The following is a 22,647-nucleotide window of genomic DNA, read 5'->3' as shown; positions in this document are numbered from 1 at the left end:
CTCGACTCGCTTCGGGCGCTGAAACCGGCAGGCGTGCTGCTGGCGCCCTTCGGCAAAGCCTCGGACCGTGACGAGATCGCGCGCTTTTGCAAGGATGTGCCGGTGGTGACCTTTGACGCCAATGTCGAAGGGGTTTGCGAGGCTTTCGTCGGCACCGACAACTTCCAAAGCGTTGATTTGATCGTCGAATACCTCTGCCGCAGCGGTGAGCCGCCCTGTTTTTTCGAGATGAAGACCCCCAGCAACCCCAACGCCAACAAGCGCCGCCAAGCCTATCTGGAAGCGATGGAGCGGCACGGTTTTGCGCCGCATATCCATCAGGTGCCGGGAGAGGGCTGGAACTTTGAAGAGATCGGCGCGACCGAGGGCGGCAAGCTGATCTCGGCGGGGGCGTTCGAGACGGATACGGTGCTTTGCTCGAACGACCGACTGGCCATCGGGATGCTCTCGGCGGCCTATGGGATGGGGCTGCGCGTGGGGCATGGCAAGGATTGCGCCATGCGGATCGCGGGGCAGGACGACCACCCGTTTTCGCGCTATACTTGCCCGCCGCTGACCACCATCGCGCAGGATTACGGGGCCATCGCGAATCGTGCCGCCAGTACCCTGTTTCGCATCATCGAAAGCGAAACCCGGCTGACCGAGCGCGAGGAAACGCTATTTGACGGCAAGCTGGTGATGCGCGCCTCTGCCTAAGTCATTGAGTTCGCAAGTTGCTCAGAAAATAGTTATCGCGCGTAAAATTTAATTTGACTGCGCGTTGCGTAGGTCGTTAGTCTCGGTTCATCATCTATAGAGGGAGGAACTATCGATGTTCTGCGATAAATCACTTTACGCCGCGACGGCCTTGGGCCTGATCATGGCGGGCGGCGCGGTTGCCGAGACGATCACCATCGCCACCGTGAACAACGGCGACATGATCCGCATGCAAGGCTATACCGACAAATTCACCGAAGAGACCGGCCACGAAGTGGAGTGGGTCACCTTGGAAGAGAACGTGCTGCGCCAGCGCGTCACCACCGACATCTCGACCAAGGGTGGCTCTTTCGACATCATGACCATCGGCATGTATGAGACGCCGATCTGGGGCGCGAACGGCTGGCTGGTGCCGCTGGACGACCTCAGCGAAGAATACGACGCAGACGATATCCTGCCCGCCATGGCCGGTGGTCTGAGCCACGACGGCACGCTTTACGCGGCACCGTTCTATGGCGAAAGCTCCATGATCATGTACCGCACGGATCTGATGGAGAAAGCCGGCATGGAAATGCCGAAAGACCCGACATGGGAATTCATCCGCGAAGCCGCCGCCGCCATGACCGATCGTGAGAACGACATCAACGGCATCTGCCTGCGCGGCAAGGCCGGTTGGGGCGAGGGCGGTGCGCTGATCACCGCGATGTCCAACTCCTTTGGCGCGCGCTGGTTCGATGAAGACTGGAATGCCCAGTTCGACACCGAGGCATGGGCCAATACGATCAACTTCTACAAAGACCTGATGGATGAAAGCGGCCCGGCGGGCTATGCCTCCAACGGCTTCAACGAGAACCTCTCGCTGTTCCAACAGGGCAAATGCGGCATGTGGATCGACGCCACCGTGGCGGCCTCCTTCGTGACCAACCCCGAGGATTCCACCGTGGCCGACAAGGTTGGCTTTGCGCTGGCACCGGACACGGGCCTTGGCAAACGCTCCAACTGGCTCTGGGCATGGGCGCTGGCAATCCCGGCGGGCACCCAGAAAGAAGACGCCGCGAAAGAGTTCATCGAATGGGCCACTTCGAAAGACTATATCGAAATGGTCGCCGAGAACGAAGGCTGGGCGAACGTCCCTCCCGGTGCGCGCAAGTCGCTTTACGAGAACCCCGAGTACCAGAAAGTGCCCTTTGCGCAGATGACGCTCGACTCGATCCTCTCGGCTGATCCTGAGAACTCCACCGTCGATCCGACGCCTTACGTTGGTGTGCAATTCGCCGCGATCCCCGAGTTTGCAGGCATCGCGACCGATGTGAGCCAAGAGTTCTCTGCCGCCTATGCCGGTCAGCAGACCGTCGAAGAGGCGCTTGAGAAGGCTCAAGACCTGACCAACGACGCAATGGAAGCCGCAGGCTACCGTTAAGCCGCCGCTTCACAGTCTAAAGGGCGGCGGCCTGCGCCGCCCTTTTCCGCCCCACCACCCGATATGATACCCTTCACCTAAACGCGGCATTCGCCGCCGGCAGAGGAGATGTGCCCGATGGCTACCCAACATTCCCGATCAGCGGCACGCCTGATGATGGCCCCGGCGGTGGTCTTGCTGCTTGGATGGATGCTCATCCCGCTGACCATGACGCTCTACTTCTCTTTCAAGAAATACCTGCCGATGCGCGGCGGTGATCTGGGTTGGGTCGGCTTCGACAACTATGTGCGCTTCGTCACCTCCAGTTCCTTCTGGCCCTCGGTGATGACCACGCTGATCATCGTCGGTGGTGTGCTGGCGATCACGGTCTGCCTCGGCATCCTGCTTGCCCTTCTGTTGAACCAGCCGATGTGGGGGCAGGGCTTTGTCCGCATCCTCGTCATCGCGCCCTTCTTCGTCATGCCCACCGTGTCGGCTTTGGTATGGAAGAACATGTTCATGGACCCGAACTATGGTCTCTTCGCGCATCTGTGGGAGTTCTTTGGCGCCACCCCAGTGCAATGGATGAGCCAAGCTTCGCTGTCGTCGATCATCATCATCGTATCCTGGCAATGGCTGCCCTTCGCGACGCTGATCCTGCTTACCGCGATCCAGTCGCTCGACCGCGAGCAGCTGGACGCCGCCGAGATGGACGGCGCGCCGGTGACCAAACGTTTCGCCTATATCACCCTGCCGCATCTGGGCCGCGCGATCACCGTGGTGATCCTGATCCAGACGATCTTTCTCTTGTCGATCTTCGCGGAGATTTTCGTGACCACGGGCGGGGCCTTTGGCACCAAAACACTGACCTATCTCATCTTCCAGCGCGTGCTGGAAAGCCAGAACATCGGCCTCGGATCGGCGGGCGGTGTCTATGCAATCATTCTCGCCAATATCGTCGCCATCTTCCTGATGCGCATCGTCGGCAAGAACCTGGACGCCTGAGGAGGAGACATCATGGCACGCGCAGTCACAAGGCAACGCAAGATCGTCAACACGGCCCTCGCTTGGGGCATCGGTTTCCTGATCTTCTTCCCCATCCTTTGGACCATCCTTACCAGCTTCAAGACCGAAGCACAGGCCATCGCCGACCCGCCAATCTTCCTCGGCTTCGACTGGACGCTGGCGAATTACGAGGCGGTTCTTGAGCGGTCGAACTACGGGCGCTTCCTGTGGAACTCCATCGTCATCGCGGGCGGCTCGACCATCCTTGGCATCATGATCGCGGTGCCTGCCGCATGGTCGATGGCCTTCGTTCCCGGCAAGCGGACCAAGGATATCCTGCTCTGGATGCTCTCAACCAAGATGCTGCCCGCGGTGGGCGTGCTCTACCCGATCTATCTGCTCTGCATCCAGTTCGGCGTGCTCGACAGCAAGATCGCACTGGTCATCATCCTGATGCTCATCAACCTGCCGATCATCGTCTGGATGCTCTACACCTACTTCCGCGAAATCCCCGGTGAGATCTTGGAAGCGGCACGGATGGATGGGGCAAGCCTGCGCGAAGAGGTGCTTTACGTCCTCACGCCTATGGCGGTGCCGGGCATTGCCTCCACCCTGCTGTTGAACTTCATCCTCGCATGGAACGAAGCCTTCTGGACGCTCAACCTCACTGCGGCCAAGGCCGCACCGCTCACCGCCTTCATCGCGAGCTATTCCAGCCCCGAGGGCCTCTTCTACGCCAAGCTCAGCGCGGCTTCCACCATGGCCATCGCGCCAATCCTCATCCTCGGCTGGTTCAGCCAGAAACAACTCGTCAGCGGCCTGACTTTCGGCGCGGTCAAGTAAGCAAGGGACAGTCACATGGGACAAATCAAACTCAATCAGGTTTCCAAAAGCTTCGGCGATGTGGAAGTCATTCCGCCCCTTGATCTGACCATCGAAGATGGCGAGTTCACGGTCTTCGTCGGCCCCTCGGGCTGCGGTAAATCGACCCTGCTGCGGCTGATCGCCGGGCTGGAAGACATCACCTCGGGCCATATCGAGATCGACGGCACCGATGCGACTAACGTGCCGCCCGCGAAACGGGGCTTGGCGATGGTGTTCCAATCCTACGCGCTTTATCCGCATATGTCGGTGCGCAAGAACATCGCCTTTCCGATGAAGATGGCGGGCGTTCCGGCGGATGAACAGCAGCGCCGGATCGAAGCCGCCGCCAAGGCGCTGAACCTCACCGACTACCTTGACCGCCGTCCGGGCCAACTGTCTGGCGGTCAGCGCCAGAGGGTCGCCATTGGCCGTGCCATCGTGCGCGAACCTTCGGCTTTCCTTTTCGACGAGCCGCTGTCGAACCTCGACGCCGCGCTGCGGGTGGGCATGCGTCTTGAGATCAGCGAGCTGCACAAGCGGCTGGCCACGACGATGATCTACGTCACCCACGATCAGGTCGAAGCGATGACCATGGCCGACAAGATCGTCGTGCTGCGGGCGGGCCATATCGAACAGGTCGGCTCCCCGCTTGAGCTTTACTACAAGCCGCGCAACGAATTCGTCGCGGGCTTCATCGGCTCGCCCAAGATGAACCTGATCAAGGGTGCCGAAGCCGAAGCGCGCGGCGCGCCGACCATCGGCATCCGGCCCGAGCATTTCGACGTCTCCACCACCGAAGGCGCATGGGAGGGCACCATCGGCGTGGCCGAGCATCTGGGCTCCGACACCTTCTTGCACGTCCATGGCGTAGCGGGCTGCGACCCGATGACCGTGCGCGTGGATGGCGAGTTGTCGGTCCGACATGGGGATCGGATTTTCCTGACCCCACAGGCGGACAAGCTGCACCGGTTCGACGCGCAGGGCCTTCGGGTCGAGTAATGCAAGCGGCAGAAATGACAGGCCGACCCCCGCACCCTTTCCCCGGTGCGCGGCCCTTTAAGGATGTGGATCATGGATAAACTGGTAGATCTTTCGAACGCGACGCTGGGTGATCTCGACATCGCCCACCCCAGCTATGACCGCAGCGCCCTGACCCCCGGTATCGTGCATATCGGCGTCGGCAATTTCCACCGCGCGCATCAGGCGTGGTATCTGCACCGCTTGATGCAGAACGGCCAAGCGCATGACTGGGCGATCCTCGGCGCGGGCGTGCGCCCCTATGATGCGGCCATGCGCCAGAAGCTCTTGGCGCAGGATTGTTTGACGACGCTGATCGAACTCGACCCCGCGCAGACCTCGGCCGAGGTTGTGGGGTCGATGATCGACTACTTGCCGATCGAAGAGGGCAACGGCGCCCTGATCCGCGCCATGGCCGATCCGGCCATTCGTATTGTCGGGCTGACCGTCACCGAAAGCGGCTATTACATTGACCCAGTCAGCAAGGGGTTCGACGCGGCCCACGCGGATATCATCCATGACGCGGCCCATCCCGAAACCCCACGCACCGCCTTTGGGGCCATCGTCGCGGCCCTGCGGCTGCGCCGCGATGCGGGGCAGGGGCCTTTCACCGGGTTGAGCTGTGACAATCTGCAGGGCAATGGCGATATCCTGCGCCAAGCGGTCGTGTCGCTGGCGCGCATGTCCGACCCGGCGCTGGCCGATTGGATCGAGGCAAACGCCAGTTTCCCCAACTCCATGGTCGATTGCATCGCCCCGGCCACCGGCCCCGCCGAGATCGGGCAGGCGCGGGAGTTCGGCGTGAACGACGCCGCCCCCGTCACCCATGAAGCCTTCCGCCAATGGGTGATCGAAGACGATTTCTGCGCGGGCCGCCCGGATTGGGACGAGGTAGGGGCGACCTTCTCGGACGAGGTGCACGCCTATGAGAAAATGAAGATCCGCATCCTCAACGCGGGCCATCAGGTCTTGGCCAATGTCGGTGAGGTGCTGGGGATCGAGACGATTTCCGCCACCATGGCGCATCCGCCGATCCGCGCGATGTTCCACCGCGTGCAGGCTGAAGAGATCACCCAGACGGTCGCCCCGGTGCCGGGCATGACGCCGCTGGCCTATCTCGATCTGATCGAACAGCGCTTCTCGAACCCGCGCATCGTCGATACCACCCGCCGCGTCGCCTTTGACGGTTCGGCCCGGCACACCGGCTTCGTGCTGCCGATCCTGCGGGATCAACTGGCGGCGGGGCGCTCGGTTACTGGTTTGGCCTTGGTCGAAGCGCTCTGGGCCCGGATGTGTGCGGGCACGCGCGAAGATGGCAGCGAAATCGTGGCCAACGATCCGATCTGGGACGCGCTGAAAGCCGTGGCGCAGGCCGCGCGGGAACGGCCCGAAGCCTGGCTTGAGCAAGAGCGCCTTTACGGTGATCTGGCGCAGGCCGAGGCGTTCCGCGATGCCTTTGTCGCTTGGCTCTCGCTCATCTGGGACGCAGGCGCAGTCGCGGCGATGAACGCCTATACGCAAGTTGATGAGAGCAACGATCGCGCCAGCAAGGCGGGCTAAGGGTTAGCTCTGGTCGGGTTTCAAGAACCCGACCAGCAGCGCCGACAGGGCCACCATGATCGCCGCCGCGCCCAGCATCAGGGGCAGGCCGCCAATCTGATAGCTTAGACCCGACATCAGTGTTCCCAAGAGCCGCCCGGCGGCATTGGCCATGTAGTAAAACCCCACATCCATCGTCACCCGCTCAGCCTTGGTGAAAGAGAGGATGAGGTAGGAATGCAGCGATGAGTTCACCGCAAAGACCGCGCCAAAGGCCAAGAGGCCGATCACAAGCGTCACGGTAAGCCAGCCCTGCGGCCCGTCGCTGAACAGCGCCGCCAGCGTCAGCGCCGTGGGCACGGCGGCAAGCGACCACGCCCAGCCCTTCGCGGCTGAGATCAGGTCGCCTGCCGGGCGGGATTTCGCGCGGAGCAGGCGTGGGGCGTAGATCTGCACCAACCCGTAGAGGATCACCCAGACCGCCATAAAGGTGCCGATCATGAAAAAGGCCGCGCGGTTGCTTTCCTCCGTGCCATCCGAGAGGACCGCGTAAAAATAGATCGGGATGCCCACCACGAACCACACGTCCCGCGCGCCGAAGAGAAACACCCGCGCCGCGCTGAGCCAGTTCACATTGGCGGATTTTGAGAAGACTTCCGAGAACTTCGCTCCCTTGCGGCCCTTGGGCAGGCCGGGCGGCATGGCGGTCAGCACGGCGAGCAGGATCAGCGCAAGGATCGCCGCCATCCCGAGCACCGCCCAGACAAAGCCAAGCGTCGCCAGCAGGGCTGCGCCGAGCAGAAAGCCCAAGCCTTTGACCATGTTCTTGGAACCGGTCAGCAGCGCCACCCAGCGAAACAGCCCGCCATCCTCAGCCGGGGCGAGCAGTTTGACGGCGGATTTCGACGACATCTTGGCTAAATCCTTGGCCACGCCGCTGGCCCCCTGCACCAGCATGACGAAGACGACCGAGGCCCCAACCGCCCATGTGGGGTCAAGCTGCGCCAGCGCCAGCAGTGCTACGATCTGCAACCCCAGCCCGGCATAGAGCGTCGAGGCGAGCCCGAAGCGCGCCGCGATCCAGCCCGCGCAGAGGTTGGTAATGACGCCCGCGATCTCATACAGCACAAAGAGATAGGCCAGTTGCACCGGCGAAAAGCCAAGCCGGTGGAAATGCAGCAACACCAACATGCGCAACGCGCCATCGGTCAGCATGAAGGCCCAATAGGCCGCCGTGACCGCGATATAGGCCGAAAGCCCCTCAGGGCGGGTCGCGCTCTGGCTCACAGGCTTGCCCCGACCATCAGCGCCACATCGACCAGACGGTGGGCATAGCCCATCTCATTGTCGTACCACGCATAGATTTTTACCTGCGTCCCGTTCACCACCATGGTGGAGGGCGCATCGACGATGCTGGACCGCGTGTCATTGGTGTAATCGGTCGAGACCAGCGGGCGCTCCTCATAGCCAAGGATGTCTTTCAACCCTCCTTCGGCGGCAGCTTTGAACAGGGCGTTCACCTCTTCCACGGTCGTCTCCCGCTCCACCTCAAAGACACAGTCAGTCAGCGAAGCGTTCAGCAGCGGCACCCGCACCGCATGGCCGTTCAACCGGCCTTTAAGCTCGGGGTAGATCAGGGTGATCGCCGTAGCGCTGCCCGTGGTCGTCGGGATCAGGGAGTTCAGGGCCGAACGGGCGCGGCGCAGGTCTTTGGCGGGGCGGTCGACGATGGTTTGTGTGTTGGTCACATCGTGGATCGTGGTGATGGAGCCGTGTTTGATCCGCAGCGCCTCATGGATGACCTTCACCACCGGGGCGAGGCAGTTGGTCGTGCAGCTTGCCGCCGTGACGATCCGGTGCCGTGCGGGATCATAGACATCATCATTGACGCCATAAACGATATTGGCCGCATCCCCGTCTTTTACCGGGGCCGAGATCACCACTTTCTTCACCCCGGCTTCGAAATAGGGGGCGAGTTTCGCCTCGGTCTTGAAGGCGCCGGTGCAATCGATCACCACATCCACCCCGTCAAGCGGCAGCGCGCCAAGGTCGCGCGTCCCGATGAAGGGCAGGCGGGTGCCGTTGATCGTCACGCTGTCGGCGTCATGGGCGAAATCGGCCTGCCAGCGCCCGTGCACCGTGTCGAATTCCAGCAGATGCGCGTGCATTTCTGGGTCGCCCACCGCATCGTTGATCCATGCAATTTCGGCCCCTTGGTCCAGCAGGGGTTTCAGGGCGAGCTTGCCAATACGGCCAAGGCCGTTGATCGCGTAGGTGGTCATGCGGAAGTTCCTTCTTTGTCGGTTTGGCCAGCGTCATCCAGCGCCTTTTGCAGCGAGATACGGTCGAGCGAGGTAAGCGGCAGGCTGGTAAAGCCCAGCATCCGGTTGCGCAGGGTGCCATAGGCCTGCTGGAAAGCGAGGCTCTTTTCCGCGTCGGAGCCTTCCACCTTGACCGGGTCGGGCAGCCCCCAATGGGCGGTGATCGGCTGGCCCGGCCATGTGGGGCATTCCTCATTGGCGGCCTGATTGCAGACGGTAAAGACGAAGTCGAAGGCAGGCGCATCCGCGGCCTGAAACTCAGAGATATGTTTTGATCTGAGGTGGGTCACGTCATGGCCCTTTTGTTCAAGCACTTCGACGGCGAAAGGGTTCAGCTCAGACTGCGGGCGGGTGCCTGCGGAATAGACGTTGAACCGGTCCCCTGCGAGGTCGCGTAGGATGCTTTCGGCAAAGATCGACCGGGCGGAGTTGCCGGTGCAGATGAATAGGACGTTGAACTTGTCGTCGGTCATGGGCGCGTTTCCATCTGAAGAGGTGAGGGGGAGGCAAATTTCGGGCCGGCCACGGCAGCAGTCGTTCAGCAGGTAGCCGATGGTGTCCCGCGCGGCCTCGATATCGATCGCATAGCGCAGGGATGTGCCCTGCCGTTCTTGGCTCACCAGCCCCGCTTGCATCAGCGCGCCGATATAGGTCGACAGGGTGTTGGGCTTGAGGCCGAGCGCCTGCGCCAGTTCGGTCGCGGGCACCCTGTCAGGATAGCGGCGCATGAGCAGCCGAAACAGCGCGAGGCGCTGCGGATGGCCGAGGGTGGCAAGGCGGTTGGGGATCACTTGTTCCATAATTCATGAATTACAGAATTAATCAGCTTTGCGCCAGTGAAGTTTTTGTAACAGCGCCAAATCGGCTGCGCCCGTATCGCCCCTATCCGCGGCGATTCATCGAAACCTATAAATATTACCAGCTTTACAGACGCGCCCGGGCGCGCGCAGTCAAGATGCGCCGGAAATTTAATCAAACTATAACAAATGCTTGAAGATCGCCGGCGCGAATCTTGCTATCCGAGTTTGCGGCTGTGCTGAATGGCCGTCAGACATAAGATGCGCGCTCAGGCTGACGCGACCTTTTGACAGGGCCTGCCATTTGGCTCTGTTTCGGTCCCCGCTTTCGGAAGCCGCGCCCCTGTCCGCTGTGTTGGACGATCGTGTTTTTGTAAGGGGCGCATTGGTTTTCGGGCGGGGGCCGCTTTATGCTCTGCACCGCTTCGCGGGCAGGCGGACGTGCCGACCTTTCGTCGGGCGGCCCTTTCGCTTGACCCTTGGTCATTGAGACAAAATTGCAACGTTTTGGCCCGTTTCCCCTATTCCGAGAAATCATTCGACGGCGGGCATGTTCCCTCACTGGTTGAGGTGTCCTAACTGAATGCTCAGTTTTTAATCACATGAGCTTTTGAACGCCGCCCTATGGTGACACCGCTTTCCGACCGCTACCTCCTATTGAAAGAACAACGCCCCGACATCAAACCCGCCGAGATGTTGCAGGTCTTGGCGCAGGATATGGGGCTGAACAACCTGTCCTATCTGGGGTTTCACAAGATCGGCGCCAGCGGCAGCGATCCGGTCATTCACTCGACCTATGATCCCGCTTGGCTGACACGCTACCAAGAGGAAAACTACCATTTGATCGACCCGGTGGTCGACAAATCCCTCGAAGGTACCCTGCCGGTGGACTGGAGCGAGCTGCCCAAGGTCGACCGGACCACGCGCAATTTCTTTGGCGAGGCGATGGAGTTCGGCGTGCGCCAGAACGGTGTGTCGATCCCCATTCGGGACCACGCGCATGGCAAGGCGGTGCTGACGCTGAACTCTGACCTGCGCATTCACGAATGGCGCAAGTACAAGCGCGGGATCATCGCCGATGCGATCTATCTGGGCTGTCTGATCCAAAGTGATATGGTGGCGGATATCGCCCCCGCCGCGCCGGGGCCACGGCTGAGCAACCGTGAAAAGGAAGTGCTGAAATGGGCCGCGGTGGGCAAAACGGCATGGGAGACGGCGCAGATCATGACGGTGGCGGCCAGCACGGTGAACCATCATCTGTATAACGCCTGTGCCAAGCTGGACGTGACCAACAAGACCCATGCGGTGGCCAAGGCGATCCGGGCGCAGATCATCACGATCTGACCGGGCGGGGCAGGGTTTGGCGGCGGCTTCGCCGCGCGGTAAGCCGCCTGCAACATAGGAGAGCGATATGGAACTGCGCGACAAACGTATTTTGGTCACCGGCGGCAGCGACGGGATCGGGCGTCACATCTGTCTCAAACTGGCAGAGGCTGGCGCGCGGCTGGCCATTCTGGGCCGGGATGAGACACGTCTTCAGGCCGTGGCAGAAGCCTGCGAAGCCGCCGGCGCGGCAGAGGCGGTGGGGCTGACCTGCGATCTGCAAGACCCTTCGGCGATCGATCGGGCCGCCGCACAGGTGGTGGACCGTCTTGGCGGCTTGGACATTCTGATCAACAACGCAGGGATTTGGCACAAGGCAGGCCCGCTCGACACGATCGCGCCCGAAATGCTGCAAGCGACGGTGCAGACCAATTTGACGGGCCTCATGCAGATGACACAGGCCACGCTGCCCGCGCTGCGCGACAATGACGAGGCGATCATCCTCAATGTCGTCTCCAAATCCGGTGTCGTGGCGCAGGCGGGGCAGTCAGTCTATACGGCCACGAAATACGGCGTGCGCGGCTTTACGGAGGTGCTGAAGGCGGATGAGGAAAACACCGGCGTACGGGTGGGCGGGCTGTATCAGTCTGGCACCAACACCGGCATGTTCGCCAAGGCCGGAGAGGACGTGCCGAACCATATTTTCACCGAGCCGGATGATCTGGCCGATGTGGTGGTCTTTGTCCTGTCCCGCCCGCCGAAGCTTTGGATTCACGATATCCGTATCGAACTTTAAGCGCGGGCGCGGCGCTCAGTCGGTGCTTTGCAGCGCGCTTGGGGCGGCTTGCGGGGTGGCCTCTGCCCCGGCCCCGATGCCGAATTCGACATGGAAGGTCGATCCGACGCCGACTTCGCTTTCGTAAAACAGATCCCCCGCCATCTGCCGTGCCAGTTGGCGGGAGATATGCAGGCCGAGGCCGGAGCCTTGGGTTGATTTCTGCCCGTCGTCGTCAAGCTGCCCGAAACGGCCAAAGACCTTTTCCTCCATCCCCTCGGGAATGCCGCGCCCATGATCGCGGATCGAGACCCGCACGCGCCCGTTGTTGGTGGTCAGCGTGCCCTCCACCGTGTCCCCCACATTCGAGAATTTCACCGCGTTCGATATCAGGTTGTCGACCACCTGCCGGATGGCAAAGGCATCGCCCAAGACCACGGCGGGCTGGCCGACACTGCCGATATCCAGCCGCACGCCGCGCTCATGGGCATACATGCGGTTTTCCTCGATACTCTCGCGGAGCAGGGCAGGCAGGTCGACCGGCAGCCATTCGAGCGAGAGCGCCTGCACCTCAAGCTTTTGCACCAGCAGGATATTATCGACCAACCGCGACAGGCGCACCCCGTTGCGATGGGCAATGTCGAGCGAGGAGCGCAGCGGGCCTTTGATCTCACCCAGCTTGCCGCTGAGGGCCAGTGCCAAGCCCCCTTTCAGAGAGGTCAGCGGCGTGCGCAGCTCATGGCTGACGACCGAGATGAATTCATCCTTGGCACGGTTCGCCTCATCCGCCTCTCTCAAGGCCCGCTCTAGGGCCGTGGTGGTGGCGATCCGCTCGGTAACATCGACGAAAGTAACGCTCCAGCCGATGGCGGGGCCCGCGGGGGCGAGGGGGTTTTCGATGGGTTGAACGCGCGGCTCATAAAGCCGTTCGTTACAGGTGATATGGGCCGAGCCGTTCTGCGCCATCTGCGCTTCGATCCCCGCGATCAGATCGTCGCCCAACGTCGGATCGGACAGAAGCCCGCTGCGCTTGGCCGCGGCGTTCGAGCGGATGACGCGGCGCCGCGCGTCCAAAAGGATCAGCGGTTCGCTCATCGTGTCAAACAGGGTCGATTGCCCGACCGAGGGCATGTCCATCGTCTTGTTCGTGACCAGCAACCACGAAAAGGCGAAGATGCCCAAGGTGAACATGAAGGCGGTCGGATCAAGGCCGACGACAGTAAAACCAAGCAGCGCATAGGCCGCGTTCGCGCCCAAGGGGATCAGCGTGATCACCACCAGCATCGTCAGCAGCGGCCAAGCGGCCCGTTTCGCGCGAAAGAACGCCCGGCCCAGCCAGATGAGCGTCGCCATCACGAAGCAATAGAGCACCGCAAGAACGAGGAAATACCCCGGCCCATGTGCAAAGGTGATCTGATCGTCGCCCGGCTGAAGCGCGGTCTCGGCGGTATAGATCAGGTGGTGCCAATCGTTCGTCGCCGCAAGGCCGAAGGCCGCAAGCGGCACGGCAATCAGAGCCAGAAGGCTCACCCATCCGCGCGACCGGCTGGAGGGGCCGACATATTCGAAGATAAAGAAGGACCACGCCACCGGCACCAGCCCATGCCCCAGCCACGCAAGCTGCGCCTGTTGCATCTGGCAGGCGTAGGCGGGCGTTGCCGCTTCGGCCCCGACCATCATCAGGGTCCAGATCATCCCCAAAAAGGTGAGCGCATAGTAAATTTTGCCATGGAACTCTTGGAACTTGAGCGTCCAAAAGGCGACAGCTGCGGCGATCGTGCTGACGGCGAGCACGGTCCAATAGACCGGGTCGAGCATCAGCCCTTGGAAACACGTTAGCATGGCGGAAATACCTATGAACCAAAATGAATGTGCGCAGACCAGCATTAAAATACGGCGCAAGTTTGGCGCTGTAGTGACGTATTATGGCCGGTAGATGCAACCCTAGGGCGCAAAGCCGCGCCGTAAGTACCGTCACTCCCGCGCTTTAGTTGCTGTGATTCCCCTCGGGGGATGGGGCGAAACGGCGCTTAGAACGGGCATCTTGACGCCTTCGGTTGCAGGGGCGGGGGGCGATTGACCGGCAAACAGCCCGCCTGCGCTGTTTGCGAGGGGCTGGAGTTTCATCAAATGAAATTACCGCCAAAAAGAACCCCCCCGAACACGGTTTCGACGCAATCCTTGCGCAACACTGGCGTCATTATCTTGAGGTTTAAAAATGCTGACTGTGGCTCATTCTATGCACTCGGACCACGATATGACGCTGGTCTTGCTTGCCGCGCTGTTGTGCGCATTCGGCAGCTGGGTGATCGCAAACCTTTACCGGCACGCGCTTAAACAAACGCCGCGACAGGCGTTGTTGTGGTATTTTCTGACCGCCGTGACCTCGGGCATCGCCATCTGGTGCACGCATTTCATCGCCATGCTGGCCTATCAGCCCGACGCGCCGGTCAGCTTTGATTTCGGGTTGACCTTCGTCTCGCTGTTGATCGCAATTATCGGGTCCACCTTGGGCATTTTGATCGCCGGGATGTACCGCAGGCGGTTCACGAATGTGATCGGCGGGGTGATCTTGGGGCTCTCGATCTCGGCCATGCATTACACCGGGATGGTCGCCTATCGGATCGAAGGTATGATCCACTGGGACCAGAATTATCTCGTCGCTTCGGTCGTGCTGGCCATGGTGCTCTCCATCGTGGCTTTGTCTTTTGGTGGGCGGGGCGAAAAATACGCCCGGTCAAAAATGACGGCGAGCTTTGCTTTGGCGATCATCGGCCTTCATTTTACCGGCATGGCAGCTTTTCACGTGATGCCGACAACCTTGATCGGCGGTCATAGCAACCCGGATGAGTTCAGATTGCTGGCGATGGTCATCGCAGGAACGGCTGCAATGATCGTGACCGGCGGGCTGTTCACCTATTTCATCGAAAACCGCACCCGGATGGAGAACATCGTCGAGCTGCGTCAAGCACGGGATGAAGCCCGCGATGCCAGCCGGGCCAAGTCCGAGTTCATGAGCGTTCTCAGCCATGAGCTGCGCACGCCGCTGACCATCATCAACGGCTACGCCAGCTTCCTGACCAACCTCAAAGGCCATACCATGGCCAAGCTGAAACCGAACGAGCCGATCTCAAAGGTGCATTTCGATGAGTTGGGCGACCAGACAGAGCGCTACGGCGGGCGTATCAAATCGGCGGGCGACCATCTGTTGACCATTATTAACGAGCTTCTCGACTATACGAGCATTGAATTGAATTCCGTGAAGCTCAACAGAACCTCTTTTGCGGCGGGCGATTTGCTGGCCGAATTGGCAGAGCAATTTCAGGGGCTGGCCAAGGAAAAACAGGCGGTGTTGGAAATCGAATATGATGAATTTGACGTTTTCGCCGACCGCGGGCGCTGCAAACAGATCCTGATCAATCTCTTGGGCAACGCGCTGAAGTTCTCTTCGGCCTCCAGCATTCGCATGCGCGCCAAGCAGGTCGGCGATACATGCCGACTTGAGGTCGAAGACAACGGTTGCGGGATGCCGGCAGAGGATTTGCAGCGGATTTTCCAAGCCTTCATTCAAGCGGAAACAGCCAGCAAAAGCGCCGATGGCGGCACCGGGCTTGGCCTTGCGATCAGCAAAAAGCTCGCCGCCGCGCATGAGGGGGACATCCGGGTAGAGAGTACCGTTGGCATCGGGACGAAGTTCACCGTCGATCTGCCCCTCTGCGCCTCGGAAATCGCGGCAGAGGAAGCGCTTGTGGCCGCGTGATCGGCCCCTTCCCATTTCGGGGCGGGGCCTCTCCTTCTAAATGCGCCCGTCGATTGAGCGAATTCGCGCGGTCTTAATTCAATTGATGCGCTTTAGAGCACTGCGACTTGAATTGGGATGCGAAAGCGACAATGGTCGGAAGAGGCGTCATTTATTCACCGGGGATGTCAAAAAAAAACGCCATTCATTCCCGGAATACATAGCTTATACAATTTTGCGCTGCCTACCGCCCTTCCTGTCTGGGCGCTTTGGCGCCGCTTAACTTAAATTAGTATCTCTTTGCTTTTATGTTCCAAATTATAGGACTACGGTAAATGCTAAAGATGATAAGTATTGGGAGGGGGACCTATGGGCGCGAGCAAATCGGCAAACGGGGACGTGCCGAGATCTGCAATTTTTGCGGCGTCCCCCCATGGTTATCTTATTTTAGACACTGATTTGATTATCATCGACGTGAATGACCGGTACTTATTCATGACCGGGACAAAAGCGGAGGACCTTGTCGGGAAACATCTGTTCGACGCTTTCCCGGATGACCCTTCCGACGCGACGGCCGATGGCACCAACAATCTGGGCAAGTCGCTTGAGATCGTCGCCGCCACGGGCAAACAGCACCGCATGGCCGTGCAGAAGTACAATATCCCCATTCGCGACAGCGCCGACGGGGCCTTTGAAGAGAAATATTGGCAACCGTTGAACACGCCCGTGTTTGAAGATGGCAAGCTGATCGCGCTGATCCACCATGTCGAGGATGTCACCTCGGAATTTATCGGTCGCCGTGATCAGGCGATACGGCTCAATCTGGCCAAGCAGGTGTCGGGGATCGGCTATGGTGAGTTGGACCTTCAGACGGGGACCGCGAATATCTCGCAGGAATTGGCCAATCTGTTCGGCTATGCCGATACCGAGGGGACAATCCCCATGGCCAAGCTGTTCCGGCGTATCCATCCCGATGATCTGGCGCATGTGAACCAAAGCTTGGGCGAAACGATGGCCAATGATGCCACCGTGAACGCCGATTATCGGATCGTCTTGCCCAATGGGGAGACCCGTTGGCTGAACACGCGTGGTGAAGTTCTTTTCGAACATGACAAGCCCGCGCGGTTCATCGGTGCCACGCTCGATCTGACCCATTCCAAGAAGCGCGAAGAGGTCTTGCAGAAGACCCTGACCGAGCGTGACAAGCTTCTTGAGCAGAAGGAAACACTGCTTGGCGATGTGAACCACCGGATCAAGAACAGCCTGCATCTGGTGTCGAGCATTCTGCGTCTCGAAGCCGCGTCGGTGGACGATGCGTCTGTCAAACACAGCCTGCAACAGGCTTCGCTCCGGGTGCATGCGGTAAGCTCCGTCCATGAACTTATCTATAAATCGCATAACGTTACCCATGTGGATGTGGGCGAATACATCCCGCAGCTCGTCGATTTCCTTTCAGCCAGTACCGAGACCGACAGCAAGCAGATCGAGACTGTCGTCGATGCGCAGTCGGTCACCGTGCCGACCGATTTGGCCATCAACCTTGCGCTGCTGATCAATGAGCTTGTGACCAACGCGCATAAACATGCTTTCGTCGCGCGGGAACAGGGCAGGGTTGATGTTCGTTTGCATCAAGAGGGAGCCCTTTTGGCGTTAACGGTGTCGGACGATGGGATCGGCAACGCGGAGAGTGTGGATAGGGTCGGTCTCGGTTCGAAGATCGTGGCGGGCATTGTCGGCCAGCTTGGGGCGACGATGGATAAGAGGGCAACAGAGCATGGTTATTGCGTTGAAATTGAGGTTCCCATGCCCGCCGGGTGATGGCCGGTGAATATTCTGATTGTCGAAGACGAATTTTTGATTGCCTTGGACCTTCAGATGCAGCTCGAACAGCTTCAGCATTCCGTCCTTGGCCCGGTCAAGGATTTCGCGACCTGCCGGGAGGTGGTGACGCAGTCCCGGCCCGATCTGGCCTTCATGGACCTACGGCTCGCCAATGGCGATTCCGGCGAAGAGGTCGCGCAGTGGCTGCTGGCGGAACACAACATCCGCTGCGTCTTCATGAGCGGCAATCTGGACGATCTCACCCAACAGCGGCTAAGCGCGCTTGAGCCTGTCGCCATGCTTGGCAAACCGACCTTTCCGCATCTGATCGCCGCGGCGATCGAGGATTTTTCGCGCGCGTAGGTGGGGAGGGCCCACGTGTGAAAGAAAGTGGCGCTCCCTGAAGGATTCGAACCCTCGGCCTGCCGATTAGAAGTCGGCTGCTCTATCCAGCTGAGCTAAGGGAGCACTCGGCCGCTTATAGGGGCAAGCCTCGCCCTGCATCAAGAGGAACCCGACGCGGGCCGGGCGGGTTGAGCCGACATCGGACATATAACCCAAAGGAGGAAGCCATGTATCTGCGCAATATCCTACTCGGGGCCGCTTTGGCCACAACTGGCGCCGTGGCGGCGCAGGCCGAAAGCCATATGCAAACGGCGGCGACGGCTCAGGTCGCGGGCAATTCGAATGATATTTCGGGCAATGTTTCGCTGAACACGACTGCGTCGGGCCGCACCTTGGTCAAGATCGACGTAACCGGCGTGCCCGCGGGTACCCACGGCGTGCACTTGCATGAGACCGGTGATTGTTCGGCAGAGGATTTCAAATCCGCCGGTGGCCATATCGCGGGGGACCGCAAGCACGGTGTGCTCGTCGAAGGTGGGCCGCATCCCGGTGATATGCCCAATATGGTCGTGGGTGAAGATGGGGTGCTTGAAGCCGAAGTCTTTCTCGACCTGCTCGATATTGAGACCATGATCAAAGACGATGATGGTGCGGCCTTCATCATCCACAGCGGCGCAGACGATTACGAATCGCAGCCATCGGGCGACGCGGGGTCGCGTATCGCTTGTGGCGTGTTTGAGGCGTCGTGATGTTTTGAGGCGTCGTGATGTGATGTGAATTTTCGGCACTTCCGTCCCGGCTATCGGGGCGGGGGTGTCGATTCGATTTATAGAATAGGCGTGCAGCGTAGGCTTTAAAGAAACGAGCGGCACTCTCGCGGGGGTACTTCGATAATTAAGAGGAGTTTCATGGTGTTGCTGGAGAGAATTGAACTCTCGTACTCAGACTGACGCGTAGCGTCGGGCGTAAGTCGAGAGACCAGCGCTTGTGCTAGACGTTACATGTCCGGAAAAAGCGAAGATTAATGGTGCTGCTGGAGGGAATTGAACTCTCGCACTCAGACTGACGCGTAGCGTCGGGCGTAAGTCGAGAGACCAGCGCTTGTGCTAGACGTTACATATCCGGAAACAAGGAAGTTTCATGGTGCTGCTGGAGAGAATTGAACTCTCGACCTCTCCCTTACCAAGGGAGTGCTCTACCTCTGAGCTACAGCAGCGCCGTGGACGGGTGATTAGCCGCAATCGAAAGGGGGCGCAACCCCTGATCTGGACCCTTCTTGCCCCCTGCGCTAGATAGGCGGCATGGCAAAGCAAAACGCCCCGGAAAAGAACGCGAAAACACCCTCTGCGCGGGAGGCGCGGCTGAAGGCTGCGCTCAAGGCGAATATGGCGCGGCGCAAGGCGCAGGCGCGCGCGCGGGCCGAGGATGTGGCGCAGGATACAGGCAATGGCCCCGAGGGGCCGGAAAAGGACAGCTGAACGATGGATTCCATTCTGGTCAGGGGCGGCGGTGCGCTCAACGGGCAAATTCCCATCGCGGGTGCTAAAAACGCCTGTCTGGCGCTGATGCCCGCCACATTGCTGAGCGAAGAGCCGCTGACGCTGACCAATGCGCCGCGTCTGAGCGACATTCGCACGATGACACAGCTTTTGCAGTCTCTCGGCGCCGAAGTGGCCGCGATGCAGGACGGCAAGGTCATCACCATGGCAAGCCATGGGGAGATCAACACAAGGGCCGAATATGACATCGTGCGCAAGATGCGCGCGTCGAATCTGGTCTTGGGGCCGCTTTTGGCGCGCGAGGGCCATGCCGAAGTCTCGCTCCCCGGCGGCTGCGCGATTGGTGCGCGCCCGATGGACATTCACACCGACGGTCTGGCCAAGATGGGCGCGGAGATCGACCTGCGGGACGGCTATCTTTATGCCAAGGCGGGCGCGGGCGGCAAGCTGAAGGGGGCGGTGATCGACTTCCCCTTCGCCTCTGTCGGGGCGACCGAGAATATCCTCATGGCCGCGACCCTTGCCAAGGGCACCACCGTCATCAACAACGCCGCGCGGGAGCCTGAGATCGTCGATCTGGCGGATTGTCTGCGGGCCATGGGGGCGCAGATCGAAGGCGATGGCACCTCCAGCATCACCATTCAGGGTGTCGACAGCCTGCACGGGGCCACCCATAAGGTCGTGACCGACCGGATCGAGCTTGGCACCTATATGCTGGCCCCGGCCTTCTGCGGCGGTGAGGTTGAGCTTCTGGGCGGGCGAATCGATCTGCTGGAGGCGTTTTGCGAAAAGCTCGACGCGGCGGGCATCGACGTAAGTGAGACTGATGCGGGCCTCAAGGTCGCACGGCGCAACGGGCGGATTTCGGCGGTGGATGTCACCACCGAGCCGTTCCCCGGTTTCCCGACCGATCTTCAGGCGCAGATGATGGCGCTGCTCTGCACGGCTGAAGGCACATCGGTTCTGGAAGAGAAGATTTTCGAGAATCGCTTCATGCACGCGCCGGAGCTGATCCGCATGGGCGCGCGGATTGATGTGCAGGGGGGTACGGCCAAGGTCACCGGGGTCGAAAAGCTCAAAGGGGCGCCGGTTATGGCGACCGATCTGCGGGCGTCGATCTCCCTCATCCTTGCCGGGTTGGCCGCCACTGGGGAGACCACGGTCAGCCGGGTCTACCACCTTGATCGCGGCTATGAGCATGTGGTCTCCAAACTGCGCGGCGTTGGGGCGGATATCGAAAGGATCAGCGACAAATGACCGAAGATGCACGTTTCGAAGATGGCCGCGAAGCGCCGCTGAACCTTGGTGCTTTGGATGCCGAGGATCTGACGGTGATCGCCTCGCTGACCCAAGACGCGGTCTTTCCCGCCTCCGAAATGCGCTGGCACCGCGCGGGCGCGCGCTTTGCGCTGCTGCTGAACCGGCTGCGGCATGAGGATACGGGGGCGGCGCGTCACGCGCCCGAGCGGGTGCAATCGGTGCTGATGTTCAACAACGTGCAACGTGTCGCCAGCCAAGGTGTGCCGCAGGGCGATGCCGATACGATCCTGTCGCTGCTGGATATCGCGTTTGAAGAGGGCGACGCGCCCTCGGGCCATGTGACGCTGACTTTGGCCGGAGACGGCGCGATCCGGCTGGAAGTCGAAGCGCTTGAGGTGACGCTCAAGGATGTGACCCGCCCCTATGTCGCCCCGTCCAAGAAACGGCCCGTTCACCCTGAGTGACGCCGCCGCATGGCGGGCAAGGATCGCAAGATGCCTGAACTGAAACAGAATAGATTTACGCGGGGCCGGATCACCGCGCTGCTGACCGAAGTGTCCGGTTGGGCACTGATCCTCCTGGGCTGCGTCTTGGGCGCGGCGCAACTCATCGCGTCGCTCTCGGTCGCGACCTTGGTGGTGCCGCTCGCGTTGGTCTCGGGTGGTCTCTCCGCCATTTTGGTGGCGCAGGTGGCGCGTGCGATCTTCGACAATGCGCAAGACACCCGCGCCATGCGACTGGCGCAGCGTGCCGCCCCCGCTGCCACCTCTAAAACCGCAGGCCTGCGGGCCGAGCCGAGCCTGCGCCGCCCGCAGGCGTCTTAACATTTTCGGGCCAGCCCTGCGCGGCGGCCCCTCTACGAAAGCTTGAACCCATGCCCGTCACGCTCGATGCCTCTGCCGCCGATTTCGAAGCGGCTTTTGACAAACTGCTGAACGCCAAGCGCGAGGACAGCCCCGATGTCGATGCCGTGGTGGCCGAGATCATCGCCGATGTGCGCGCCCGTGGCGATGCCGCCGTGATCGACCTGTCGCAGAGATTCGACCGCGTGACCCTGACTGCCGAGACCCTGCGCATCAGCGCGGAAGAGGTCGACGCCGCCGTGGCCGAAGTCTCTCCCGAAGACCGCAAGGCGCTGGAACTCGCCGCCGACCGCATCCGCGCCTATCACGCCCGGCAATTGCCCGAGGATGCGGAATGGACCGACCCCGATGGCGCCACGCTGGGCTGGCGCTGGACGCCGGTTTCCGCCGCGGGCCTCTATGTGCCCGGCGGATTGGCGAGCTACCCATCCTCGGTGTTGATGAACGCGGTCCCGGCCAAAGTGGCGGGGGTGGCGCGTCTGGCGATGGTCGTACCGACGCCCGATGGTGTGCTGAACCCGCTTGTGCTGCTGGCCGCCCGCATCGCCGGGGTGGATGAGATTTACCGCATCGGCGGCGCGCAGGCCGTGGCGACACTGGCCTATGGCACCGAAACGATCCCCCCGGTGGACAAGATCACCGGCCCGGGCAACGCTTTCGTCGCCGCCGCCAAACGCCGCGTTTTCGGCAAGGTCGGCATCGACATGATCGCGGGGCCATCCGAGATCCTCGTCATCGCCGATGGAGAGAACGATCCCGATTTTATTGCCCTCGATCTGCTCAGCCAAGCCGAACATGACGAGAGCGCGCAGAGCATTCTGATCACCACCGACCCTGCCTTTGCCCGCGCGGTGGAAGAGGCGGTTGAGAAGCGTCTGCTCACCCTCGAACGCCGCGCCATCGCGGGCGCAAGCTGGCGCGACAATGGAGCGATCATCACCGTGCCGGACCTCGACGCCGCCGCCGCCCTCAGCAACCGCATCGCGCCGGAGCACCTTGAGCTTTGCGTGGCGGACCCGAAGGCGCTGTCGGACAAGATCACCCATGCCGGGGCGATCTTCCTCGGCCAATGGACGCCCGAGGCGATTGGCGATTACGTCGGCGGGCCGAACCACGTTCTGCCCACGGCGCGCTCGGCGCGTTTCTCCTCTGGCCTGTCGGTGCTGGATTTCATGAAGCGGACGACGCTGGCGCAGATGTCGCCCGAGGCGCTCAAGGCCATCGGCCCCGCGGCAGAGCGGCTGGCCCAGTCCGAAAGCCTTGAGGCACATGGCCTGTCGGTCACCGCGCGTCTGCGCAAACTCAACGACTAGGGCAGGGGCAGCGCTGCCCCCGCCTGCGTGCTTTCGGCCCTGTTGATGCTTCTGACGTATCGTCAAATGCG

General features: G+C 61.1%; 21 protein-coding genes and 2 tRNA genes. 17 read left to right on the top strand and 6 right to left on the bottom strand.

Translation table 11 applies throughout. From position 1 onward, the window contains the following. The 6 genes from FCK22_RS12930 to FCK22_RS12905 all read left to right on the top strand — a co-directional run. Nucleotides 1–696 (top strand): LacI family DNA-binding transcriptional regulator (locus FCK22_RS12930; protein WP_136720477.1); only part of this gene is annotated, 696 nt, incomplete at its 5' end. A gap of 115 nt (nt 697–811) precedes the next feature. After that, the gene (locus FCK22_RS12925; RefSeq protein WP_136720473.1) at nt 812–2,116 is read left to right on the top strand and encodes a sugar ABC transporter substrate-binding protein; all 1,305 of its coding nucleotides are present in this window, start codon (nt 812–814) and stop codon (nt 2,114–2,116) included. Nucleotides 2,117–2,233: 117 nt separating this feature from the next. Next, entirely contained in the window at nt 2,234–3,100 is an 867-nt protein-coding gene (locus FCK22_RS12920; RefSeq protein WP_136720472.1) for a sugar ABC transporter permease, read from the top strand. 12 nt (nt 3,101–3,112) lie between these two features. Further along, nucleotides 3,113–3,943: a carbohydrate ABC transporter permease gene (locus tag FCK22_RS12915; RefSeq protein ID WP_136720471.1), complete on the top strand. Its 831-nt coding sequence runs from the start codon at nt 3,113–3,115 to the stop codon at nt 3,941–3,943. A 15-nt stretch (nt 3,944–3,958) separates the two neighbouring features. Then, a complete protein-coding gene (locus FCK22_RS12910; RefSeq protein ID WP_136720470.1) occupies nt 3,959–4,963 on the top strand; it encodes an ABC transporter ATP-binding protein in 1,005 nt (334 codons plus the stop codon). 72 nt (nt 4,964–5,035) lie between these two features. Beyond that, nucleotides 5,036–6,541: a mannitol dehydrogenase family protein gene (locus FCK22_RS12905; protein ID WP_136720469.1), complete on the top strand. Its 1,506-nt coding sequence runs from the start codon at nt 5,036–5,038 to the stop codon at nt 6,539–6,541. A 3-nt stretch (nt 6,542–6,544) separates the two neighbouring features. Here the strand turns inward: FCK22_RS12905 and arsJ are convergent, their stop codons facing one another. Genes arsJ through FCK22_RS12890 form a run of 3 tightly spaced genes read right to left on the bottom strand, consistent with a single transcriptional unit; the run spans nt 6,545 to nt 9,641 of the window. After that, nucleotides 6,545–7,807, bottom strand: a complete 1,263-nt coding sequence (gene arsJ, locus FCK22_RS12900; protein WP_067264674.1) for an organoarsenical effux MFS transporter ArsJ — start codon at nt 7,805–7,807, stop codon at nt 6,545–6,547. Beyond that, nucleotides 7,804–8,802, bottom strand: a complete 999-nt coding sequence (locus FCK22_RS12895; RefSeq protein WP_067264676.1) for an ArsJ-associated glyceraldehyde-3-phosphate dehydrogenase — start codon at nt 8,800–8,802, stop codon at nt 7,804–7,806. Before FCK22_RS12895 ends, arsJ begins: the two co-directional genes overlap by 4 nt. Further along, nucleotides 8,799–9,641, bottom strand: coding sequence for a helix-turn-helix domain-containing protein (locus tag FCK22_RS12890; RefSeq protein WP_067264678.1), 843 nt, complete (start codon nt 9,639–9,641; stop codon nt 8,799–8,801). Before FCK22_RS12890 ends, FCK22_RS12895 begins: the two co-directional genes overlap by 4 nt. 621 nt (nt 9,642–10,262) lie before the next feature. On the opposite strand from FCK22_RS12890, the gene FCK22_RS12885 reads away from it, so the two are divergent. Continuing rightward, a complete protein-coding gene (locus tag FCK22_RS12885; protein WP_067264680.1) occupies nt 10,263–10,982 on the top strand; it encodes a LuxR family transcriptional regulator in 720 nt (239 codons plus the stop codon). 67 nt (nt 10,983–11,049) lie between these two features. Then, nucleotides 11,050–11,757 (top strand): SDR family oxidoreductase, encoded by a 708-nt coding sequence (locus tag FCK22_RS12880; protein WP_067264682.1) that lies wholly within the window; start codon nt 11,050–11,052, stop codon nt 11,755–11,757. 15 nt (nt 11,758–11,772) lie between these two features. Here FCK22_RS12880 and FCK22_RS12875 read toward each other — a convergent pair whose 3' ends face one another. Then, a complete protein-coding gene (locus FCK22_RS12875; RefSeq protein WP_231886362.1) occupies nt 11,773–13,578 on the bottom strand; it encodes a histidine kinase N-terminal 7TM domain-containing protein in 1,806 nt (601 codons plus the stop codon). Nucleotides 13,579–13,993: 415 nt separating this feature from the next. On the opposite strand from FCK22_RS12875, the gene FCK22_RS12870 reads away from it, so the two are divergent. From FCK22_RS12870 to FCK22_RS12860, 3 genes are all read left to right on the top strand, one after another. Beyond that, complete coding sequence (locus FCK22_RS12870; RefSeq protein ID WP_231886363.1) at nt 13,994–15,496, top strand: MHYT domain-containing protein; 1,503 nt, start codon at nt 13,994–13,996, stop codon at nt 15,494–15,496. 348 nt (nt 15,497–15,844) lie between these two features. Continuing rightward, entirely contained in the window at nt 15,845–17,293 is a 1,449-nt protein-coding gene (locus FCK22_RS12865; protein ID WP_082852063.1) for a histidine kinase dimerization/phosphoacceptor domain -containing protein, read from the top strand. Between the two features lie 6 nt (nt 17,294–17,299). Further along, a complete protein-coding gene (locus tag FCK22_RS12860) occupies nt 17,300–17,659 on the top strand; it encodes a response regulator (RefSeq protein WP_067264689.1) in 360 nt (119 codons plus the stop codon). A 28-nt stretch (nt 17,660–17,687) separates the two neighbouring features. Here FCK22_RS12860 and FCK22_RS12855 read toward each other — a convergent pair. Continuing rightward, nucleotides 17,688–17,764, bottom strand: a tRNA-Arg gene (locus tag FCK22_RS12855). A 104-nt stretch (nt 17,765–17,868) separates the two neighbouring features. On the opposite strand from FCK22_RS12855, the gene FCK22_RS12850 reads away from it, so the two are divergent. Continuing rightward, nucleotides 17,869–18,390: a superoxide dismutase family protein gene (locus FCK22_RS12850; protein WP_067264691.1), complete on the top strand. Its 522-nt coding sequence runs from the start codon at nt 17,869–17,871 to the stop codon at nt 18,388–18,390. Between the two features lie 392 nt (nt 18,391–18,782). Here FCK22_RS12850 and FCK22_RS12845 read toward each other — a convergent pair. Beyond that, nucleotides 18,783–18,857, bottom strand: a tRNA-Thr gene (locus FCK22_RS12845). Nucleotides 18,858–18,942: 85 nt separating this feature from the next. Here FCK22_RS12845 and FCK22_RS18945 point away from each other — a divergent pair. Genes FCK22_RS18945 through hisD form a run of 5 tightly spaced genes read left to right on the top strand, consistent with a single transcriptional unit; the run spans nt 18,943 to nt 22,576 of the window. After that, on the top strand, nt 18,943–19,119 hold the full coding sequence (locus tag FCK22_RS18945; protein ID WP_168612795.1) for a hypothetical protein: 177 nt from the start codon (nt 18,943–18,945) through the stop codon (nt 19,117–19,119). 3 nt (nt 19,120–19,122) lie between these two features. Then, nucleotides 19,123–20,397, top strand: a complete 1,275-nt coding sequence (gene murA, locus FCK22_RS12840) for a UDP-N-acetylglucosamine 1-carboxyvinyltransferase (protein WP_136720468.1) — start codon at nt 19,123–19,125, stop codon at nt 20,395–20,397. Further along, nucleotides 20,394–20,864 carry a DUF2948 family protein gene (locus FCK22_RS12835; protein ID WP_067266611.1) on the top strand — a complete coding sequence of 157 codons (471 nt, stop codon included), beginning with the start codon at nt 20,394–20,396 and terminating at the stop codon, nt 20,862–20,864. Before murA ends, FCK22_RS12835 begins: the two co-directional genes overlap by 4 nt. Before the next feature lie 30 nt (nt 20,865–20,894). Next, nucleotides 20,895–21,224, top strand: coding sequence for a hypothetical protein (locus tag FCK22_RS12830; protein WP_136720467.1), 330 nt, complete (start codon nt 20,895–20,897; stop codon nt 21,222–21,224). Between the two features lie 50 nt (nt 21,225–21,274). Next, nucleotides 21,275–22,576, top strand: coding sequence for a histidinol dehydrogenase (hisD, locus tag FCK22_RS12825; RefSeq protein WP_067266608.1), 1,302 nt, complete (start codon nt 21,275–21,277; stop codon nt 22,574–22,576). Nucleotides 22,577–22,647: the final 71 nt, after the last annotated feature.

The organism is Sulfitobacter sp. 15WGC, from assembly GCF_005068605.1.
GTDB classification, from domain to species: Bacteria; Pseudomonadota; Alphaproteobacteria; order Rhodobacterales; family Rhodobacteraceae; genus Sulfitobacter; species Sulfitobacter faviae.
This window is presented reverse-complemented; position numbering and strand designations above follow the sequence as displayed.